Origin of the sequence: Saccharothrix sp. AJ9571, assembly GCF_021725495.1 — a bacterium.
Taxonomy (GTDB): domain Bacteria; phylum Actinomycetota; class Actinomycetes; order Mycobacteriales; family Pseudonocardiaceae; genus Amycolatopsis; species Amycolatopsis magusensis.
Genome location: NZ_CP091382.1, coordinates 3,053,352 through 3,071,797 on the forward strand (window position 1 = coordinate 3,053,352; position 18,446 = coordinate 3,071,797).

General features: G+C 69.6%; 19 protein-coding genes. 9 read left to right on the plus strand and 10 right to left on the minus strand.

Annotation, left to right across the window (positions count from 1 at the left end):
• Nucleotides 1–41 precede the first annotated feature (41 nt).
• A complete protein-coding gene (locus tag L3Q67_RS13655) occupies nt 42–896 on the plus strand; it encodes a coiled-coil domain-containing protein (RefSeq protein WP_499189849.1) in 855 nt (284 codons plus the stop codon).
• On the opposite strand, the gene L3Q67_RS13660 is transcribed toward L3Q67_RS13655, so the two are convergent.
• On the minus strand, nt 883–2,304 hold the full coding sequence (locus L3Q67_RS13660) for an acetate and sugar kinases/Hsc70/actin family protein (RefSeq protein WP_499189850.1): 1,422 nt from the start codon (nt 2,302–2,304) through the stop codon (nt 883–885). The two genes, L3Q67_RS13655 and L3Q67_RS13660, sit on opposite strands and share 14 nt — an antisense overlap.
• 246 nt (nt 2,305–2,550) lie before the next feature.
• Here L3Q67_RS13660 and lepB point away from each other — a divergent pair, with 246 nt between their 5' ends.
• Complete coding sequence (lepB, locus tag L3Q67_RS13665) at nt 2,551–3,342, plus strand: S26 family signal peptidase (protein WP_499189851.1); 792 nt, start codon at nt 2,551–2,553, stop codon at nt 3,340–3,342.
• Here the strand turns inward: lepB and L3Q67_RS13670 are convergent.
• Nucleotides 3,278–3,922: a hypothetical protein gene (locus tag L3Q67_RS13670; protein ID WP_499189852.1), complete on the minus strand. Its 645-nt coding sequence runs from the start codon at nt 3,920–3,922 to the stop codon at nt 3,278–3,280. The two genes, lepB and L3Q67_RS13670, sit on opposite strands and share 65 nt — an antisense overlap.
• 164 nt (nt 3,923–4,086) lie before the next feature.
• Here L3Q67_RS13670 and L3Q67_RS13675 point away from each other — a divergent pair, with 164 nt between their 5' ends.
• Nucleotides 4,087–4,935: an NAD(P)-dependent oxidoreductase gene (locus tag L3Q67_RS13675; RefSeq protein WP_499189853.1), complete on the plus strand. Its 849-nt coding sequence runs from the start codon at nt 4,087–4,089 to the stop codon at nt 4,933–4,935.
• Between the two features lie 2 nt (nt 4,936–4,937).
• On the opposite strand, the gene L3Q67_RS13680 is transcribed toward L3Q67_RS13675, so the two are convergent.
• The 8 genes from L3Q67_RS13680 to L3Q67_RS13715 all read right to left on the minus strand — a co-directional run bounded on the left by L3Q67_RS13680 (nt 4,938) and on the right by L3Q67_RS13715 (nt 12,737).
• The gene (locus tag L3Q67_RS13680) at nt 4,938–6,266 is read right to left on the minus strand and encodes a Fic family protein (protein ID WP_499189854.1); all 1,329 of its coding nucleotides are present in this window, start codon (nt 6,264–6,266) and stop codon (nt 4,938–4,940) included.
• A gap of 234 nt (nt 6,267–6,500) precedes the next feature.
• Complete coding sequence (locus L3Q67_RS13685) at nt 6,501–7,937, minus strand: MBOAT family O-acyltransferase (protein ID WP_499189855.1); 1,437 nt, start codon at nt 7,935–7,937, stop codon at nt 6,501–6,503.
• A gap of 68 nt (nt 7,938–8,005) precedes the next feature.
• The gene (gene rlmB / locus L3Q67_RS13690) at nt 8,006–8,962 is read right to left on the minus strand and encodes a TrmH family RNA methyltransferase (RefSeq protein ID WP_499189856.1); all 957 of its coding nucleotides are present in this window, start codon (nt 8,960–8,962) and stop codon (nt 8,006–8,008) included.
• 2 nt (nt 8,963–8,964) lie between these two features.
• The gene (gene cysS / locus L3Q67_RS13695) at nt 8,965–10,350 is read right to left on the minus strand and encodes a cysteine--tRNA ligase (protein ID WP_499189857.1); all 1,386 of its coding nucleotides are present in this window, start codon (nt 10,348–10,350) and stop codon (nt 8,965–8,967) included.
• Nucleotides 10,351–10,398: 48 nt separating this feature from the next.
• Complete coding sequence (locus L3Q67_RS13700; RefSeq protein WP_499189858.1) at nt 10,399–11,085, minus strand: HAD family hydrolase; 687 nt, start codon at nt 11,083–11,085, stop codon at nt 10,399–10,401.
• Nucleotides 11,086–11,089: 4 nt separating this feature from the next.
• On the minus strand, nt 11,090–11,563 hold the full coding sequence (gene ispF, locus L3Q67_RS13705) for a 2-C-methyl-D-erythritol 2,4-cyclodiphosphate synthase (protein WP_499189859.1): 474 nt from the start codon (nt 11,561–11,563) through the stop codon (nt 11,090–11,092).
• Entirely contained in the window at nt 11,560–12,216 is a 657-nt protein-coding gene (locus L3Q67_RS13710; RefSeq protein WP_499189860.1) for an IspD/TarI family cytidylyltransferase, read from the minus strand. Before L3Q67_RS13710 ends, ispF begins: the two co-directional genes overlap by 4 nt.
• A 29-nt stretch (nt 12,217–12,245) precedes the next feature.
• Nucleotides 12,246–12,737 carry a CarD family transcriptional regulator gene (locus L3Q67_RS13715; protein WP_020669809.1) on the minus strand — a complete coding sequence of 164 codons (492 nt, stop codon included), beginning with the start codon at nt 12,735–12,737 and terminating at the stop codon, nt 12,246–12,248.
• A gap of 297 nt (nt 12,738–13,034) precedes the next feature.
• Between L3Q67_RS13715 and L3Q67_RS13720 the strand changes: the two genes are divergently transcribed.
• The 6 genes from L3Q67_RS13720 (at nt 13,035) to L3Q67_RS13745 (ending at nt 18,337) form a co-directional block, all read left to right on the plus strand.
• Nucleotides 13,035–13,841 carry a copper chaperone PCu(A)C gene (locus L3Q67_RS13720; RefSeq protein WP_499189861.1) on the plus strand — a complete coding sequence of 269 codons (807 nt, stop codon included), beginning with the start codon at nt 13,035–13,037 and terminating at the stop codon, nt 13,839–13,841.
• Nucleotides 13,842–13,885: 44 nt separating this feature from the next.
• The gene (gene radA / locus L3Q67_RS13725; protein WP_499189862.1) at nt 13,886–15,259 is read left to right on the plus strand and encodes a DNA repair protein RadA; all 1,374 of its coding nucleotides are present in this window, start codon (nt 13,886–13,888) and stop codon (nt 15,257–15,259) included.
• Between the two features lie 107 nt (nt 15,260–15,366).
• A complete protein-coding gene (locus L3Q67_RS13730; protein WP_499189863.1) occupies nt 15,367–16,005 on the plus strand; it encodes a C39 family peptidase in 639 nt (212 codons plus the stop codon).
• Nucleotides 16,006–16,196: 191 nt separating this feature from the next.
• Nucleotides 16,197–16,844 carry a C39 family peptidase gene (locus tag L3Q67_RS13735; RefSeq protein ID WP_499191528.1) on the plus strand — a complete coding sequence of 216 codons (648 nt, stop codon included), beginning with the start codon at nt 16,197–16,199 and terminating at the stop codon, nt 16,842–16,844.
• A 140-nt stretch (nt 16,845–16,984) separates the two neighbouring features.
• Entirely contained in the window at nt 16,985–18,064 is a 1,080-nt protein-coding gene (locus tag L3Q67_RS13740; RefSeq protein WP_499189864.1) for a WD40/YVTN/BNR-like repeat-containing protein, read from the plus strand.
• Nucleotides 18,065–18,337, plus strand: a complete 273-nt coding sequence (locus L3Q67_RS13745; protein ID WP_282773230.1) for a MoaD/ThiS family protein — start codon at nt 18,065–18,067, stop codon at nt 18,335–18,337.
• Nucleotides 18,338–18,446: the final 109 nt, after the last annotated feature.

The following is an 18,446-nucleotide window of genomic DNA, read 5'->3' on the forward strand; positions in this document are numbered from 1 at the left end:
GCGGTATGGGCTGCGAGCCCTCGCGTCACTACAGTGCACGAATGGTTGCTGCCGACAAGACCGCCCCGGCTCCGGCTCCCGGCCCCGCCCAGTTCGAAATGACTCGCCGCGGATACAACCAGCGTCAGGTCGACGAGCGCTTTTCGCGCATGTCGGCCGACCTGAAAGCCGCTTCGCGAGGTCGTGATGAGGCGCTGGCTTCGGTCGCCGAGTTGTCCAAGGCGCTCAGCTACGCGCAAAAGGAACTCGATGAAGCAAAAGGCGGTCTCGCCCGGCTGACCGCGAGCCCCACCGGGGCCTCCGCGATGGCCGAGCGGGTCCGCATGATGATGCAGCTCGCCGAGGAGGAGATCGCCGAGCTGCGCGCGAAGGCGGAGGAAGACGCCGCCGCCACCAGGGAAGAGGCCGACAAGTACTCGCGCGACGCCCGCCGCGCCGCCGAACAGCTGGCCAAGGACCGCACCGCCGAGCACGAGCAGCTGCTCGCCGACGGCCGGGCCGAGATCGAGAAGCTCAACGAGGCCGCTGCCGAAGACCGCCGCAGGCTCGACGAGCAGGCGCAGGGCCGCCGCGACGAAGCGGACCAGAAGGCCACGGACGAGCTGCTCGCCCGCAAGTCGGAGGCCGAAGCCGTACTGGAGAAGCAGGAGGCCGAGGTCATGGCGCGGGCGCAGAGCCTGCTCGCCGACGCCGAGAAGAAGCTCGCCGCGGCCACCAAGGACCGCGAACTGGCGCTGGACCTGCGCCGCCGCGTCACCGAACGGATCAGCGCCGCGCAGAGCGCCGTGCTCGAAGCGGTCAAGCAGCTCGGCCCGCCCGAGCCGGAGGAAGCCGAGCAGGCGAAGGCGCCGGTGAAGACCCCGTCGCCGAAGCCGTCACCGGTCAGCTCGTCGTGACCGCGTGAAGTTCGTCGTCGATCCAGCCACGATCGTGTAGTTCGCGGCAGAACCGGTGGTAGGAGGCCGAGAGCGCCGGCTGCTCGGCCACCACCGGTTCGACCAGCGTGCCGCCGCCGGTCGTGCGCAGCCCACCGGGCCGCACGCCGGCCGCGGCCAGCAGTGCCGCGCCGTAGGCCGGATCCCCGTGCGGGGCCACCTCGATGACCAGTCCGGTCAGGGTGGCCCTGATCTGCGTCCACAACAGACTGCTGGTGCCGGGGCCGGTGCTCAGCAGCGGTCCGGTGGGCTCGATGCCCAGCCGCCGCAGGTGGTCCAGCGCGAGCCGCTCGACGAAGGCGGCGCCCTCCAGCCGGGCGCGGTGCAGTTCCACCTCGTCCGCCGGTTCGGCCGTGGTGTGCACGCGGCTTTCCCCGGTGCTCCGGCTTTCCCGGTAGACCACCAGTCCGGCGGGTCCGCGAGCGGCAGCCGCTTCGTCCAGCCGATCGGTGTCCCGAAAGGGTTCCTGGCCGAGGTCCGAGGTCCCGCCCGGCAACCACCAGCCGTCCGGGTGCCGATGGCTGTGCAGCGTCCCGCTGGGATCCGGCACCAGTGCCTCGGTTACTCCTTTGAGGACATACGTCGGCCCGAGCAGGGCGGCGAACCGGCCGGGGGACACCGCGCCCGCGGCGATCTGCCCCGCGCAGCTCGCGGTCATCCCGGCCACCACGGGGCAGTTCTTCGGCAGGCCGGTCAGCGCGGCGGTGGTGCGGGAGACGGTGCCGAGCACGGTCGCCGGGCGCGCCACCTCCGGCAGCCACTTCGGCGGCACCCCGAGGGCGTCGTGCACCTCGCTCGCCCATTCGCCGGTGAGCGGGTCGTAGCCGGTCCACAGCGCGTTCGCGGCGTCCGTCGCGACCCGTGAACCGGTGAGCTGCTGCCCGATCAACTCCGGCACGTGCCGGATCCCGGCCGCCTCACGGGCGTGCTCGGCGAGCCAGGCGACGCGGCCCAGCGCGGCCGTCGGCGGCAGGCTCAGCCCGAGCGCCGCCCAGCGGGAGGCGCCGAGTTCGGCGGCCCGGCTGTTGAATTCGGCGCCGCGCCGGTCGTCCGGGAGCAGCGCCGGACCGGCGGCCAGCCCGCGCCGGTCGACCGGGACGATCGTCCCCGAAGTCGCCGTGACCGCCACCGCGCCGATCTCCGCGCGAGGCAGGTCCGCGGTGACCTGGCAGAGCGCGCGCTCGACCGCGGGCCACCAGGTGCGCGGGTCGTGCTCGCTGCGCCCGGCGCCGTGGCGGACCGGGCCGGGCAGCGGGACCAGCGTGGATGCGAGCAGATGGCCGTCTTCGGCGACCGCCAGTGCCTCGACTCCCGGGGCACCCAGGGTCGCCACGCCGATGCCGATCGTGATCGAGGTCAGAGGACTCACCCGTGCCGTGTCGCCGTTTCGCTCGATTCTCGCAGGTTTACCCGGCGGTGGCTGCCCGAACGTTCGCACCCGCCGTTGAACAATGTGTTGCCCGGCATAGGTGAGTAGGGCAAGCAACCTTCTGAGCTTTGCCTGAGACTTTCGCTACGGTTCTGTCGCGACCCCACCATTTACCACTGGTCGCCGATATTTTCTCGCTGGCGATCTTCGAGCGGGGTGAATGCGGTGCCTGGGGTTGGTGGAGAATTGTCGGAACCGGACGTCCGGCCGTGGTGGTGGCGGGGTGCGCCGTTCATCCTGCTGCCGTTGGTGGTCATCGGCGGCTTCCTGGTGGCGTTCGGTTTCCTGCACCCCCGCATCACCGCCGCACTGGCCGATTCGGACCAGGCCGTGCGGACGGCCGCCGAAGACGGTTCGATGGGCGCGGCCTACCCCCCGGGCAGCCTGCTGCTCCTGGCCGAAGCCGGGGAGGTGCACCGCGGTGACGTGGTCGTCGTGGACGCCGGCGCGTGGCAGCGGGAGGGGCAACTGGTCAGCCGGGTGATCGGTCTCGGTGGGGACACCGTGGTCTGTTGTGATCAGCAGGATCGAATGACCGTGAACGGAATTTCCGTGCACGAAGAGTACCTCGGCCCGGATCGCGGGGTGTTCCCCTTTTCGGTGAATGTGCCGCCTGATTCCGTGTTCCTGCTCGGGGACAACCGGGGAAACGCGTTCGATTCACGGGCATTCGTGGACGACCCGGAACTCGCCGCGCTGCCGCTGACCGCGATTCGCGGCCGGGTGGTCGCCGAGCGGGTGGGGGATGAAGATCGGAGCCTGCCGCAGCCCACTGCCTTCGTCGCCGCGGGCCTGGCCGAGCCGCGACCCCCGGAAGCCCTGCCCGGCCCCCTCGCCTGGGCCGTCAACACGGGCATCGGGTTCGGGGCCGCCGCCGTGCTGATCGGCGCGGCCATGCTCGTCGCGCGTGGGCTCAGGAAACGAGCTTCCGGTGGTCCTCGTGCAGCCGCGTCGGACGCGGCAGATTCGGCTTCCTGATCTCGGCGAGCGCGGCGGGCCCGAGGCGCTGGCGGCGGGAGAAGCCGTACTGCTGGGTGTCGGTGACCCTGCTGAACTCGAGGTCGTCCGGTTCCACGCCGATGCCGTAGGCGAACAGGTACTCGTCGTTCAGCGCGTCGGAGAAGGCGCACCAGGCGCCGGCGAAGCGCCACACCTTGGCGGCGAGGAGTTCGCCGCCGAGTTCCCAGGAGGCGTTCTCCCAGCGCGCGTGGTCGGCCGCGGCGTGCTCGACCTCCGAGACCACCGCGTCCAGCACCGGCTCCGGGCGCTGGTCGGGCGCGCTGGGCAGGGTGAAGTTGGACATGGCGAAGGCGGCGGTGAAGGCCACCTGGCTGAGCCGGTCCGAGCCGGGGGCGGTGTGCAGGTCGTCGTGGCGGGCGCGGGCGGCCGAGCCGGTGAAGACCGCAGCCGCGTTCGAGAAGTGGCCGAGCCAGGCTGCCCAGAGCGGCTCGCCTGCCTTGCCCTCGAGCGCGGCCAGCCAGCGCGAGCCCTGCCAGGTGTCGCTCAGGCCGTAGAGCGCGAAATCGAGCGGGGGAGAATCGTCGACGCGGTCGGGCATAACTCGGAGATTCCTTTCCGGTGCCGGTCGACGGGCGGACCCGGATCTTCTCATTCCGGTGTGGAGCGGGCAACCAGCCCCCGGTCGGATGCCGGGCTTTACCTCGACCTTGCTTGACGTCCTACGGTCGCTGAAGTGCGACGACGTCGGAAAGGACGTGGATGATGAGCATCACCGTGCTGGGACTGGGTGAGATGGGTTCGGCGCTGGCCGCCGCCTTCGTGGCGGGCGGGCACCGGACGACGGTGTGGAACCGCACGCCGGGGAAGGCGCCGGCGGGTGCACGGGAGGCCCCGACGGTCGCTGACGCCGTCGCCGATGGCGGCCTGATCGTGGTCAGCGTGAAGGGCAACGCGGTCGCGCGGTCGCTGCTGGCCTCGGCCGGCGACCTCCGTGGACGCTCGGTGCTGAACCTGACGGACGGCACCTCCTTCGAAGCACGGGAGGTCGCCGAATGGGCGGTTTCAGCCGGGGTTGAATACCTGCACGGGCAGATCATGACCATCGCCCCCGGCATCGGCCACCCGGACTCGGTGATCTTCTACGGCGGTTCGGTGTCCGTGTTCGAGGATTTCCGGTCCACTTTGGACCTGCTGGGCGGCCACAGCACCCACATCTCCACCGACGCGGGTGCCCCCACCCTGTACGGCATGGCCGTGCACGACACCATGTGGGGCGCCCTGAACGGTTTCCTGCACGCCGCCGCCCTCCTGACCGACGCAGGCATTTCGGTCAGCGACTTCATGGCGAACGCCGCCCCCTCCATGTCGGCCCTGCTGGGCCACCTGCCCATGCTCGCCTCCGAAGTGGACAGTGAGCAGTACGCCCTCGATTTCGGTGCCCTGCAACACCACCTGCCCTCGGTCAACGACCTGCTCCGAGAAAGCACGGCCCGCGGCATCAATGTGGACCTCCCCGCCTACACCCAGCGCCTGGTCACCACCGCCATCGAAAACGGCCACGCCCACGACAGCTACTCCCGCCTGGTCGACCACTTCCGCAAAGCCGGGTGAGGTTATTTGCTGAGCTTTCCCACGAGGCCGGGAGCCGGAAGCCAGGCGAACTTCTTGCCCGCTTTGACGCGCAGCAGGAAGCCGCGTTCCTCGAGTTGGCCGAGATCCTTGCGGGCCGTCTCTTCGGACACCCGGTGGCTGCGGCCGTGTGACCTCGCCGTGTAGTTCTGACCGGGGTTCTTGACCGCGTTGTCGAGCACGGCGACCTGCCGGTGGTTGAACTCGCCGGGGAGGGTGGCCAAGGACTGCTGGAGGAGGCGAGCCTCCTCCATTTTGGCCGACAGGTGCTGTTGCAGGTCCTCGATCGCTCGCTTGAGCACGTCGAGGTGGTAGAGGAAGAAGTAGGTGAGGTCGTTGGTGTCCTGCTCGGTGTGGAGGAAACTCCGAGCGTACCGGGCGGGCGCTTTCCGCAGTATTTTGGACACCGTGAGGAACTCGGTGAGCCAGAAACCCTGGTTGAGCATCGACCAGTAGAAGAGTGTGCGCGCGGTTCTGCCGTTCCCGTCCTCGAAGGGGTGTTCGTACCCGACCATGAAATGGATGGTGAGCGCACGAAGCACCGGTGGGAGGTAGGCGGAGCCGGTTTCGCCGTTCGCGAAGTCGCACAGCTTGGCCATGCGCTCGGGCAACAGTTCGGCAGGTGGAGGGCGGTGGAGCAACTTGTCCGTCTCGTCGAGCACGTTGATGCGCTCCTCGTCCGGTGACTGGAAACGGCCGGACGCCGTCGTGTTCTCGAGGGTTCCCTCGGTGACGATGCGGTGGATCTCGCAGATGAGTTCCGGGGTGAGCTTTTCGTTCCGGAGTTCGCCGATGCGAGTCATGGCGTGGTAGTTGTTGACGATCATTCTTTCGCTGACCGTGACGGGTTCGCGTCCGCTGCGAAGCATTTCCTTCGCCACGCTCCGTTCGGTCGAGGCGCCTTCCAGTTGACTGGAGGTGATCGCTTCTTCGATCAATGAGCTGATCAGGTACCGGTCACGGGTGTCGTGATCGGTGACCTGTTCACTGGTGCTGATCTGCCCGCTGGCGTTCCTTGTGATCTCCTCGGACAGGCGCAGCACTTCGTCGGGCAGGGCGTAGGCGAAGGGTTCGCCCTGTACGTCGACCAGCGGAATCTGACGCAGGACGCTGTTCCGGCGCAGGCGCGTGGCCAGCCACCATTCCTCGACGTCGAACCCCTCCGGCGGGGTGCGGAAGCGCAGCTCGTCCCATGGCAGGTACGGCGCCTGGCTGACGTTGATGGGGCGGTACCGGGTCAGCAGCTCGAGCAGGCGCCGGGGCTTGTCCCGCCGGAGCCGGTTGAGCAGCGTGGACAGGTCAGGCGGTGGCATCGGTGTCTTCACGAGGCACCGTCCTCCCGGGCCGCGGCAGCAAGTCCAAGTCAGTCTACGACTTGGCGCAACCGCAGCGTCAAGCCTCCGCCAAGTTCCGCCAACACTGGGCGCAAGCTCGTCGCCTACCAGATGCGCCACTCGCGGAGCGCTCAACTACTACATATGCCAATCGAAAGCTGCGCCAACCTTGGGCCAAGTTCCGCCAACACTTGGCGCAACCCGGCTGGGCCGTCAGAACTGGTAGTACAGGAACGGGCTGAAGGTGCCCGTGGCCACCAGGATCGACGCGTACACCAGGCCCACGGTCATCACCGCGATGCGCAGCCCAGTGGCCGGTTTGCTTCGGGACGACTCCAGCAGTGGGCCGGTCACCGGGTGCGCCGGTAGGAATACGACCACCATCGCGACCAGCAGGAGCACCAGCCGCTGGTTCGTCAGTGCCGAGGCGACCACATCGGTCAAGCCGTCGAAGTCGGGCAGGAGCATGTGCCCGATCATGTTCAGCGCCCGCGGCAGGTCCGCCGACTTGAAGAACACCCAGCCGAAGACCACCAGCACGAAGGTCAGCGCGCGCCGGGCGATCATGGCGTAGCGGTCGGCCGGGGCCGCCGACCAGCCGAAGGCGCGTTCGATGATCAGCAGCGCGCCGTGGAAGGCGCCCCACACCAGGAAGGTCCAGTCCGCGCCGTGCCAGAAGCCGGTCAGGACGAACACGATGCACAGGTTGCGGTACGTCTTCCCCGCCCCGCCCCGGTTGCCGCCCAGCGGGATGTAGACGTAGTCCCGGAACCACCGCGACAGCGACATGTGCCACCGCCGCCAGAACTCGGTGATGGTGACCGACGAATACGGCCGCGCGAAGTTCTCCGGCAGCCGGAACCCGAGCATCCGCCCCAGCCCGATCGCCATGTCCGAATAACCCGAGAAGTCGAAGAACAACTGCAGCGTGTACCCCAGCGCCCCCAGCCACGCCACCGCGAACGTCATGTCACCCGGCGGCGTGGAAAAGCACGCGTCGACCATCGGGCTGATCGAGTCCGCGATGATCGTCTTCTTGCACAGCCCGAGCGCGAACCGCGGGAAGCCGGCGGCGATGTCGTCGAGCCGGTGCGACCGGTGCTGCGGCAGCTGGTCGGCGATCTCCCGGTACCGCACGATCGGCCCGGCGACCAGTTGCGGGAACATCGAGATGTACGTCGCGAACGACACCGGGTTGCGCAGCGCCTTCCGCTCACCGCGGTAGATGTCGACCACGTACGAGATGTGGTGGAAGGTGTAGAACGAGATCCCGATCGGCAGGGCCAGCTGCACGATCGGGAAGTCACCGCCGAGCGCCTGCGCGAACCACGCGATCTGCTCGGTGGCGAACCCCGCGTACTTCCACACCACCAGCATGCCGACGTTGAAGCCGATGACGCACAACAACAGCACGCGCCGCCGCGCGTCCCGGGTGCGGTCCCATTCGTGCGGCTCCAGCGACGGCCCGGCCAGGTAGTTCAGCACCATGCACGCCAGCAGCAGCAGGGTGAACGCCCCGGCACCGCTGGCGTAGAAGATCAGGCTGCCGACCGCGATGATGCCGTTCCGCCAGCTCCGCGGGCACAACAGCACGGCGACCAGCACCGCCGGCATGAAGTACCACAGGAACAGCGGCGAAACGAACGACATGGCCGAGCGGCTCCCCCTGGTGACGTGTCAGTTCTGTGACCTTAGCCGAGGGGAACCGGCGCCAGCGGTCAGATCCGGCCGGTCACGCGCCGCAGTCGAGCCACTTCGGCCAGCAACACCCCGGCCGCCACCGAGGCGTTCAGCGACTCGACGCCGGCCGCCATCGGGATGGACACCGTCGCGTCACAGTTTTCGCGCACCAGCCGCGACAACCCGCGCCCTTCCGAGCCCAGCACGATCACCAGCGGATCGGTCGCCAGGTTCAGCTCGTCGATGTCCATCGAGCCGTCGGCGTCCAGGCCGACGATCATCAGGCCCTCCTGGGCCCACGACTTCAGCTGCCGGGTCAGGTTCGTGGCCATCGCCACCGGCAGCTTCGCCGCCGTGCCCGCGCTCGTCCGCCACGCCACCGCGGTCATGCCCGCGCTGCGACGGCCCGGCAGCACGACCCCGTGCGCGCCGAACGCGGCCGCCGAGCGGATCACCGCGCCCAGGTTGCGCGGGTCGGTCACCCCGTCGAGCGCCACCAGCAGCGGCGGCTCGCCGGAGTCGCGGGCGGCGACCAGCAGGTCGTCCGGGTGCGCGTACTCGAACGGCGGCACCTGCAAGCCGAGGCCCTGGTGCATGGCCCGGTTCGTCTTGCGGTCGAGTTCCTCGCGCGGGATCTCCAGGATCGAGATGCCCTTGTCGCCCGCCATCCGCACGGCCTCGTTGACGCGGTCGTCGGTCTCGATGTTGAGCGCCACGTACAGCGCGGTCGCCGGCACGTTCGCGCGCAGCGCCTCGACCACCGGGTTGCGCCCGGCGATCAGTTCGGGGGCCTCGGCCTTCTCGGCGCGGCTCTTCGCCGCGCGCGCGTTCGCCGTGGCCCGCCGCTGCTTCGGGTGCCCCGGGCGCATTTCGGCCTTGGGGGTCGGGCCTTTGCCTTCGAGCCCCTTGCGCCGCTGGCCGCCCGAGCCCTTGACGGCACCCTTCTTGGTGCCCTCCTTGCGAATCGCGCCGCGACGCTGGGAGTTGCCTGCCATTGCTACGAGTCCTTAAGGGTCCACTGTGGACCGTTGGGGGTGTCCTCCACCGCGACACCCGCGTTGAGCAACCACGCGCGGACGGAGTCCGCGAGGGTGAAGTCCCGCTCCTTGCGGGCCTGTTGCCTGGTCTCGAGGAGTCCCGAGACGAGATCGGCCAGCGCCTGGTTGGCCGGGCCTTCCTGACCCGCCGCCCAGCGCGGGTCGAGCGGGTCGACCCCGAGCACCGCGGTCATCGCGCGGACCGAGGCGCCGAGTGCACGCGCCCGCTGGTTATCGCCGGAGTCCAGCGCGGCGTTGCCGTCACGCACGGTGTTGTGCATCACGGCGAACGCCTGCGGGGTGGACAGGTCGTCGTCGAGCGCCGCGGAGAACTCCGCGGGCAGCTCGCCCGGTTCGACCGCGCCGGTCGCGCCCGCCACCCGCCGGAGGAACTGCTCGATCCGGCGATAGCCCTGCGCCGCCTCGGAAAGCGCCGCGTCGGAGTACTCGATCGTCGACCGGTAGTGCGGCTGGATCAGGTAGTAGCGCAGTTCGACGGCGCGGTAGTCCCGCAGCATCTCCGGGATGGAGACCACGTTGCCCAGCGACTTCGACATCTTCTCGCCGGACATGGTCACCCAGGCGTTGTGCAGCCAGAAGCGGGCGAACGGGTCGCCCGCCGCGTTCGACTGCGCGCGCTCGTTCTCGTGGTGCGGGAAGACCAGGTCGACGCCACCACCGTGGATGTCGAACTCACCACCGAGGTACGCGGTGGCCATCGCCGAGCACTCCAGGTGCCAGCCGGGCCGCCCGTCACCCCACGGTGTCGGCCACGACGGCTCGCCGGGCTTCGCGCGCTTCCACAGCGTGAAGTCGCGGGGGTCGCGCTTGCCCTCGCCCAGGCTCTCGCCCTGCTGGACGTCGTCGAGCTGCTGGCCGGAGAGGGTGCCGTAACCGTCGAAGGACTTCACCGAGAAGTACACGTCGCCGCCGGCGGCGTAGGCGTGCCCGCGGTCGATCAGCCGCTGCATCAGCTCGATCATCTGCGTCACGTGGCCGGTGGCCCGCGGCGCGATCGAGGGCGGGAGGCAGCCGAGCGCGGTGTAGGCGTCCTCGAAGGCGCGCTCGTGCGTCGCCGCCCATTCCCACCACGGCCGGTCGTTCGCCGCCGCCTTGGTGAGGATCTTGTCGTCGATGTCGGTGACGTTGCGCACGAACAGCACGTCGAGTCCACTGTGGACAAGCCAGCGGCGGAGCACGTCGTAGTTCAGCGCGCCGCGGACGTGCCCGATGTGCGGAACGCCCTGCACGGTGGCACCACACAGGTAGATCGACGCCGTTCCACTGCGGGCGGGCTGGAACTCCCGCGCACTCCTGGACGCCGTGTCGTATAGGTGTAGGGCCACGCCGAAATGGTACGGGCTCGCCGTGACGGTGGTCGCACCGATCCGGCTTCAGAGCAGCTGGTGGGTCCTCAGCGCGGTCAGCAGGGCGTCCGGGCGCTCGGTCGTCGGCAGCGGATCGACCAGGGCGAACGCGCAGCCCAGCGCCCGCGCACCGCCGTCGGCCTCCTCGGCGTCACCGATCATCAGCGCCTCCGGACCGGTGACCCCCAGCTGGTCGAGCGCGGCCTGGAAGATCTCCGGCTGCGGTTTGATGGCGCCGACCTCGAAGGACAGCACGAAGGTGTCCACGTAGGCGTCCCAGCCGCGGGCGGTGAAGGCCGGGCGGATGTCGAAGGCGATGTTGCTGATCACGGCCACCTTGACGCCACGACCGGCGAGCCCCTTGAGCACCGCCTCGGTGTCCGGGTACGGCGTCCACATCGCGGGATCGATCAGCCGGGTGTAGAGCGCCTCGCGCTGCCGCAGGTCCGGCACGCCGGACTGGCGCAGCACGTCGAGGTAGACCTTGCGGTGCAGTTCGACGTCGAGGTCGCGGTTCTCCCAGGCGTGCTGGTGCTCGTCGTCGAACCGGGCCACCTGCCCGACCGGGGCGGTCATCCGCCGCATCAGCTCGGTCTGGGCTTCGAGGTCCAGCGGCGCGCCGCCGTCGTCGGTGAGGTCGGTGAGCCAGGTCTCGTCCTGCTCCAGCCGGAAGACGGTCCCCGAGAAGTCGAACATCGCCGCAGTGATCGTCACGGCGTCAGGCTACCGGGATCAACAGGGCGGTGGCGATCGCCGCGATGCCTTCGCCACGGCCGGTCAGGCCGAGGCCGTCGGTGGTGGTGCCCGCCACACTGACCGGCCCGCCCGCCGCTTCGGACAGCACCTGCTGCGCTTCGTCGCGGCGCTTGCCGATGCGCGGTGCGTTGCCGATCACCTGGACCGCCGCGTTGCCGACGGTGAACCCGGCTTCCTCCACCCGGCGACGGGCTTCGGCGAGCAGGTCGACGCCGTGCGCACCCGCCCAGCGCGGGTCGCCGGTGCCGAAGACCGCGCCGAGGTCGCCGAGACCGGCGGCGGAGAGCAGGGCGTCGCAGAGCGCGTGGGCGGCGACGTCACCGTCGGAATGCCCGGCGCAGCCGTCCACGCCTTCCCAGTGCAGACCGGCGACCCAGCAGTCGCGACCGGCTTCCACCGGGTGCACGTCCACACCCTGGCCGACTCTGGGGATCAACGGGGGCCTCCGGTGGCTTCGGCGAGCGCCGCTTCGGCGAGCGCGAGTTCGAACTCCGACGCCAGCTTGGCGGCGTCGGGATGGCCCTCGACCAGCCGGACCCGCGCGCCGAGCCGGTCGAGCAGCCGCTCGGGGCCGTGCTCGGCGAGTTCGGCGCGCAAGTCGGCGTGGAAGGCCATCGGGGTCTGCAGGGTGCGCAGGCGTGCGCGATCACGGGTGCCGGTGATGCGGGCTCCGGGGTCGACCAGCTTCACGGTGTCGGTCATCGGCAGCACGGGGACGGCTGCCGGCGCACCACCGTGCACGGCCGCGACCACCGCCTCGACCAGCGCCGCCGGGGTGCGGGCGCGGGTGGCGTCGTGGATCACCAGCACTTCGGAGGGTGTTCGGCCGACCACGTGCACGGCCCGCCGGAGTGACTCGCTACGATCCGCGCATCCGGGAAAAACCCGGTACCGCCCAGCGGCCCCGGGTACGACTCGAACCGCCGACTCGCTTTCGGCGAGCCGGCGGTCCGAATCCAGCACTATCGTCAGATCTTCACAGCCGGAACAGATCAGGCCACGAACCGCATGAGTGAGCAGTGCTTCGCCACGCAGGGACGCGAGTGCACCCTGGCTGGTGTCCGCGACGAGCAGTGCCGCATGGTTCATCGCCGTGATCTGACCGGTGGTTCAGCCGCTCAGACCGCCGCGGTTTCCAAAACCTCGTCGAGCAGGACTTCGGCTTTGCCTTCGTCGGTGCCCTCGGCCAGTGCCAGTTCGCTCACCAGGATCTGCCGTGCCTTGGCCAGCATCCGCTTCTCGCCTGCCGACAAGCCACGGTCCTTCTCACGCCGCCAGAGGTCGCGCACCACTTCGGCCACCTTGTTCACATCGCCGGAGGCGAGCTTCTCGAGGTTGGCCTTGTACCGACGAGACCAGTTCGTGGGCTCCTCGGTGTGCGGCGCACGCAACACGTCGAACACGCGATTCAGACCGTCCTGCCCGACGACATCCCGCACGCCGACGATCTCGGCGTTGTCTGCGGGCACGCGAACGGTGAGGTCCCCTTGCGCGACCTTGAGGACGAGGTATTTCTTCTCCTCGCCCTTGATCACGCGGGTCTCGATCGCTTCGATGAGTGCGGCACCGTGGTGCGGGTAGACGACGGTCTCTCCGACCTTGAAAACCATGTGTCCTCTGCCCCTTTCGCTATCACCATCCTAGCACGGCTCGACTGACACCATCTAGCGCCCCGAGTTCCGTCGTCGCAGGTCAGCGGCCGGATCGTGGGCCGGACGGGGGTTGACAAACGTGCATTTCCCATGCTCATGCAGGTGAGCCGCAAATCGCGGCCCGGCCACCGGGAAATCCACTTAGGACCATTGATCTTCGAATCCGCCACGCGCAACGGCCACCGGGTTCGGGCGCGCACGGGAGGCCGGGCTACCCTTCGCGGGGAACAGGACGCGCAGGAGGGACACGAGACCGTGAGGCAGCAGAAACGACGCGTGCTCGGCGTGGCCGCGCTCGGCCTTGGCGCGGCGCTGGCGCTCGCGGGCTGCGGCGCTGGTCAGATCACCCAGACCGACACCCAGCTGTCCGCGGTCACCGGTGGCTTCGCCGACCTGGGCAAGATCGCCGTCCGTGACGCGAAGCTGACCTTCCCCGGCGACGCCGCGTACTACCCGGCGGGCGCCGACGCCCCGGTCGAACTGGTCGTGACCAACAGCGGGCCCACCGACGACGAGCTGGTCGCGGTCACCGCCGAAGGTGCCACCGGCACGGAGATCCAGGGCTTCAAGGCGCTCGTGGCGGGCAGCAAGCTGACCGTCAGCCCGATGGCGAGCCTGCCGCACGACCACGGTGCCGCCCCGGCGACGCCCGTGGCGCCGCCGCCGGCCCCGCCCTCGCAGCAGCCGCCGAGCGCGCCGAACCAGCCGAGTGGTGCGAACCAGCCGCCGGTCGCCCCGGCTCCGCCGCCCGCGCCCGCGCCGGCGCACGAGGACCACCCGGTCGGGCACGCGGTGATCAACCTGCTCGGCCTGAAGGCCCCCGTCTACCCCGGCCAGACGCTCAAGCTCACCCTCACCTTCCGCGACGCCGGTTCGATCGTCGTCGACGTGCCGATCGCCAGCTCCACCCGGCCGCGCCTCGAGCACGGCGGCGAAGGCGAACACGGTGGTGAGCACAGCGGTGAGCAGGGCAACCAGGCCGGTGCCCCCGCCGACCACGGCGACCCGCCCGCCTCCCACTCGGGCCCCATGGAGAACCAGCACGAGAACCACGGCGGTTGAGGTTCTTCGAAAACTGTCGGTGCTCGTCGCTAGCGTGAGCGTCCGTGGCTAAGAAGAGCAGTACCTCGTACCGCTGTGGCGAGTGCGGTTACGAGGCGGCCAAGTGGGTCGGCCGGTGTCCCGAGTGCCAGGCATGGGGCTCGATCGAGGAGCGCGGGGACGCGCGCCCGGCGATCGCGCGCATCGTGGCGGGCGCGCCCAGTGCGCCCGCGCGGCCCATCGGCCAGGTCGACGTCGAAGCCGCCAGGGCCCGCCAGACCGGCGTGCCCGAATTGGACCGCGTGCTCGGCGGCGGACTGGTCCCCGGTGCGGTGATCCTGCTCGCCGGCGAGCCGGGTGTCGGCAAGTCGACCCTGCTGCTCGAGGTCGCCTACCAGTGGGCCGCGGGCAAGGCCGGCGAGCACCCTTCCCTGTACGTCACCGGCGAGGAGTCCGCGGGCCAGGTCCGCCTGCGCGCCGAGCGCACCGGGAACGTCCACGAACAGATGTACCTCGCCGCGGAGAGCGATCTCGGCGCGGTCGTCGGCCACGTCGACGACGTCAAGCCCGGTGTGCTGATCGTCGACTCGGTCCAGACCATGTCCTCCCCGCAGGCCGAGGGCGCGCCCGGCGGGGTCACGCAGGTGCGCGCCGTCACCGCCGGGCTGGTCGCGCTGGCCAAGGAACGCGGGCTGCCCATCATCCTCGTGGGACACGTCACCAAAGAGGGGTCCATCGCCGGGCCGCGCGTGCTGGAACACCTGGTGGACGTGGTCCTCCAGTTCGAGGGCGACCGCCACTCCACGCTGCGCATGGTGCGCGGGGTGAAGAACCGGTTCGGCGCCGCCGACGAGATCGGCTGCTTCGAACTCCGGGAGACCGGCATCGTCGGCGTGCCCGACCCGTCCGGGTTGTTCATGAACCGCACCACCGAGCCGGTCTCCGGCACCGCGATCACCGTGGCGATGGAGGGCAAGCGCCCGCTGATGAGCGAGGTGCAGTCGCTGGTCGCCGAATCGACGCTGCCGCAGCCGCGCCGCGCGGTGAGCGGGCTCGACTCGTCGCGCGTGCAGATGGTGCTCGCGGTGATGGAGCGCCGCGCCGGGCTGCAACTGGCCAAGCGCGACGTCTTCCTGGCCACGGTCGGCGGGATGAAGATCACCGAACCCGCCGTGGACCTGGCACTGGTGCTGGCGATCGCCTCCTCGGTGGCCGACGTCGCGTTGTCACCGCGGCTGGTCGCGGTCGGCGAAGTGGGGCTGGCGGGGGAGATCCGGCGCGTGTCCAACGTGGGCAAGCGCATCGCCGAGGCCGCCCGCCTGGGCTTCACCCACGCGCTCGTGCCGCCGGACTCCGGCAAGTTCCCGACCGGTATCCGGGTGCTCGAGGTCGCCAATGTCGGTCTGGCGCTGTCGGCCGCCGAGCACGCGCGCGCCTGAGTATTTCGGCTCTGCCTGAAACGTCTTGTGCACCGTTGCCCGCTGTCTTCAGGATGTCGGCTATTCGACGGAAAATAACCGACGAAATACTGGGGAAGGAGCAACAAGTGCAGCGTAGAGGTTTCCTCCGGGCGATCGTCGGGGTCGCCGCGGCGAGTGCGCTCGTCCTGCCGGGTGCCGCGTTCGCCTCGGCGCCCGCCGCGGTCGCACCCTCCGACGTCCGGGTGGCCGGCGCCAAGTCGCTCAACGTCCAGTACCAGGTCCAGGAGACCGGTTACTGGTGCGGCCCGGCGGCGGCGCGGATCGCGATGTCCGCGCGGACCGGCAACCTGCCCTCGCAGGGCGACCTGGCCGCCCAGATGGGCACCACGGAGAACGGCACCGACCACATCGGCCAGATCGCGAACGCGCTCAACGCCAACCTCGGCACCACCTGGTACGAGGTCAAGGAGATGCCGAACGACCCGCCGTCGCAGGCGCAGAAGGACCTGCTGTGGCAGGACATCGTCACCGACGTCGACAACGGCTACGCGGTGGTCGCCAACATCGTCGCCCCGCCGGGCAACCAGCCGCCCGGCTACCCGCCGAACGAGACGATCTACCACTACTTCACCGTGATCGGCTACAACAGCGACAACATGACGGTGCACATCGCCGACTCGGCCAACTTCGGTGGCAACCAGATCTACTGGCTGTCCTTCGACCAGCTGGCCTCGCTGATCCCGCCGAAGGGCTACGCGGCCTGACCTGAACGCGCGGCGCTCCCGGTGGAATTGCCACCGGGGGCGCCGCGTCATGCGCGGAAGAAAAACGAATACCTACTTTGGTAGTGAGCTGATCGGGTGACACCGGCGACAGCGGTCGGCATTTTCCGGACTATTTCCCTCGTGTGACGGAAACCAACCGGCAACGCACTGGGGAAGGAAACTCCGAAATGATGAGACGCAAGGTTCTCGCCGTGCTCACCGCGGTGATCGCCGGAATCAGCACCGCGCCCGCCCTCGCTTATGCCGCACCCGCCGCTGTCGCCTCACGCCCGGCCGAAACGGCCGAGGTCGATATCTCGAAACTGCCCGCCTTCGTCGAACTCAACGTGCGCCACGAGTGGCAGCAGACGGGCTACTGGTGCGGCCCGGCGGCGACGCGGATGGCGCTCTCCGCACGCATGTCCAACCCGCCGTCCCAGGCCAGCCTCGCCCAGCAACTTCCCACGCACACCGGGGGAACCGACCACATCGGCCAGGTCACCAGGGTGCTGAACAACAACCTCGGCACCGGCTGGTACGAGACCAAGGAGATGCCGAACGACCCGCCGACCGCGGCCCAGCGGAACCTGCTCTGGCAGGACATCGTGCTCGACATCAACAACAATTACCCGATCGTGGCCAACATCGTCGCGCCGGCGAACAACCACCCGCCCGGCTACCCGAACTACACCGTTTACCACTACTTCACCGTGACCGGTTACAACAGCGACAACATGACGGTGAAGATCGCCGATTCGGCAGGCTTCAGCCAGGGCGTCTATTGGCTCACCTTCAACCAGTTGGCGACGCTCATTCCGCCGAAGGGGTATTCCGCGTAGAACTGTTTCAGCCTCGATTGAAACTGCGTGACAGGAACCGGGCGCCGTCGTTAGCATGCCGCGACTTCCGGCGTCCGGTTTCTGTCGGTCCCCCGGCGTAGGCTCCCGCCCGTGATCCGAACCACACTGGGAGGCGACTGATGGAAGCGCTGCTCGCGATCGGCACGCGCAAGGGGCTCTGGCTGGCCAGGAGCTCGAACTCGCGGGCCGACTGGACGGTCACCGGCCCGCACCTGCCGATGACCGACATCTACGCGCTGGCGATCGACACCCGTGCCGGTTCGCCACGGCTGCTCGCCGGGGTGATGAGCCAGCACTGGGGGCCGGGGGTGGCCACCAGCGACGACCTCGGCGCCACCTGGCAGGAGCCGGAGCAGGCGCCGATCGCCTTCCCGGAGGACACCGGGGCCGCGCTGGAACGGGTCTGGCAGCTGACGCCCGCGCCGGAGCCGGACGTGGTCTACGCCGGGGTCGAGCCGTCGGCGTTGTTCCGCTCGGCCGACGGCGGCAAGTCCTTCGAGCTGGTCCGCGGGCTGTGGGACCACCCGCATCGTCCACAGTGGACGCCCGGCTTCGGTGGCATGGCCATCCACACCGTGCTCCCGCACCCGACCGAACCGCGGCGGCTGACCGTGGCGATGTCCACCGGCGGCGTCTACGACACCACCGACGGCGGGCAGACCTGGGCGCCGGCCAACCAGGGCATCCACGTCAAGTTCCTGCCGGAGGAGTACCCGGAGTTCGGGCAGTGCGTGCACAAGGTGGCCCGGCACCCGGCGCACCCGGACCGGTTGTTCGCGCAGAACCACCACGGCGTGTACCGCAGCGAGGACCACGCGAAGAGCTGGCAGTCGATCGCCGACGGGCTGCCGTCGGACTTCGGCTTCGCCATGGTGGTGCACCCGCACAAGCCGGAGGTCATCTACAACTTCCCGCTGCAGGCGGACGAGCACCGCTTCCCGCCGGACGGGCGCTGCCGGGTCTACCGCAGCGAAGACGGCGGCGACCACTGGACGGAGCTCTCCGGCGGGCTGCCCGACAGCGGCTTCTACTCGGCGGTCCTGCGTGACGCGATGTGCGTGGACGACGCCGACCCGGCGGGCGTGTACTTCGGCTCACGATCGGGTGAGGTCTGGGCCAGCGCCGACGAGGGGGACAACTGGCAGCGCGTGGTCGAGCACCTGCCTGATGTGCTCTGCGTGCGGGCCGCGGTGATCTAGGTGGTGCAGGTCCACCTGCCGTCGATGCTGCGGCCGATGGCCGGGGAACAGACCGTGCTGGAGGTCCAGGGCGCCACCCTCACGGCGGCCCTGGACGAACTGCGCACGCGGTACCCCGCACTGGAACGCCGGCTACGGGACGAGTCGGGCGCCCTGCGGCGCTACGTCAACTTCTACGTCGACGGCGAAGAATGCCGCCGCCTCTCCGGCCCCGACACCCCGCTCACCCCGCACACCGAACTCATGATCATCCCCTCCGTAGCCGGCGGCTAACCCACCCCCAACGTGGACTTCGGCTACCTGAACGTGGAACTCGCCCGCGCCAACGTGGACCTCAGCTACCTGGGTGTGGGGTTCGGCCGCCTGAATGTGACTCTCACCA

Bases quoted from the DNA above. Each gene is read 5' to 3' on its own strand.
- L3Q67_RS13655 (WP_499189849.1), top strand. From the start codon at position 42: ATGGTTGCTGCCGACAAGACCGCCCCGGCTCCGGCTCCCGGCCCCGCC.
- L3Q67_RS13670 (WP_499189852.1), bottom strand. From the start codon at position 3,922: ATGCCCGACCGCGTCGACGATTCTCCCCCGCTCGATTTCGCGCTCTAC.
- L3Q67_RS13675 (WP_499189853.1), top strand. From the start codon at position 4,087: ATGAGCATCACCGTGCTGGGACTGGGTGAGATGGGTTCGGCGCTGGCC.
- L3Q67_RS13680 (WP_499189854.1), bottom strand. From the start codon at position 6,266: ATGCCACCGCCTGACCTGTCCACGCTGCTCAACCGGCTCCGGCGGGAC.
- L3Q67_RS13685 (WP_499189855.1), bottom strand. From the start codon at position 7,937: ATGTCGTTCGTTTCGCCGCTGTTCCTGTGGTACTTCATGCCGGCGGTG.
- rlmB (WP_499189856.1), bottom strand. From the start codon at position 8,962: ATGGCAGGCAACTCCCAGCGTCGCGGCGCGATTCGCAAGGAGGGCACC.
- L3Q67_RS13710 (WP_499189860.1), bottom strand. From the start codon at position 12,216: ATGAACCATGCGGCACTGCTCGTCGCGGACACCAGCCAGGGTGCACTC.
- L3Q67_RS13715 (WP_020669809.1), bottom strand. From the start codon at position 12,737: ATGGTTTTCAAGGTCGGAGAGACCGTCGTCTACCCGCACCACGGTGCC.
- L3Q67_RS13735 (WP_499191528.1), top strand. From the start codon at position 16,197: ATGAGACGCAAGGTTCTCGCCGTGCTCACCGCGGTGATCGCCGGAATC.
- L3Q67_RS13740 (WP_499189864.1), top strand. From the start codon at position 16,985: ATGGAAGCGCTGCTCGCGATCGGCACGCGCAAGGGGCTCTGGCTGGCC.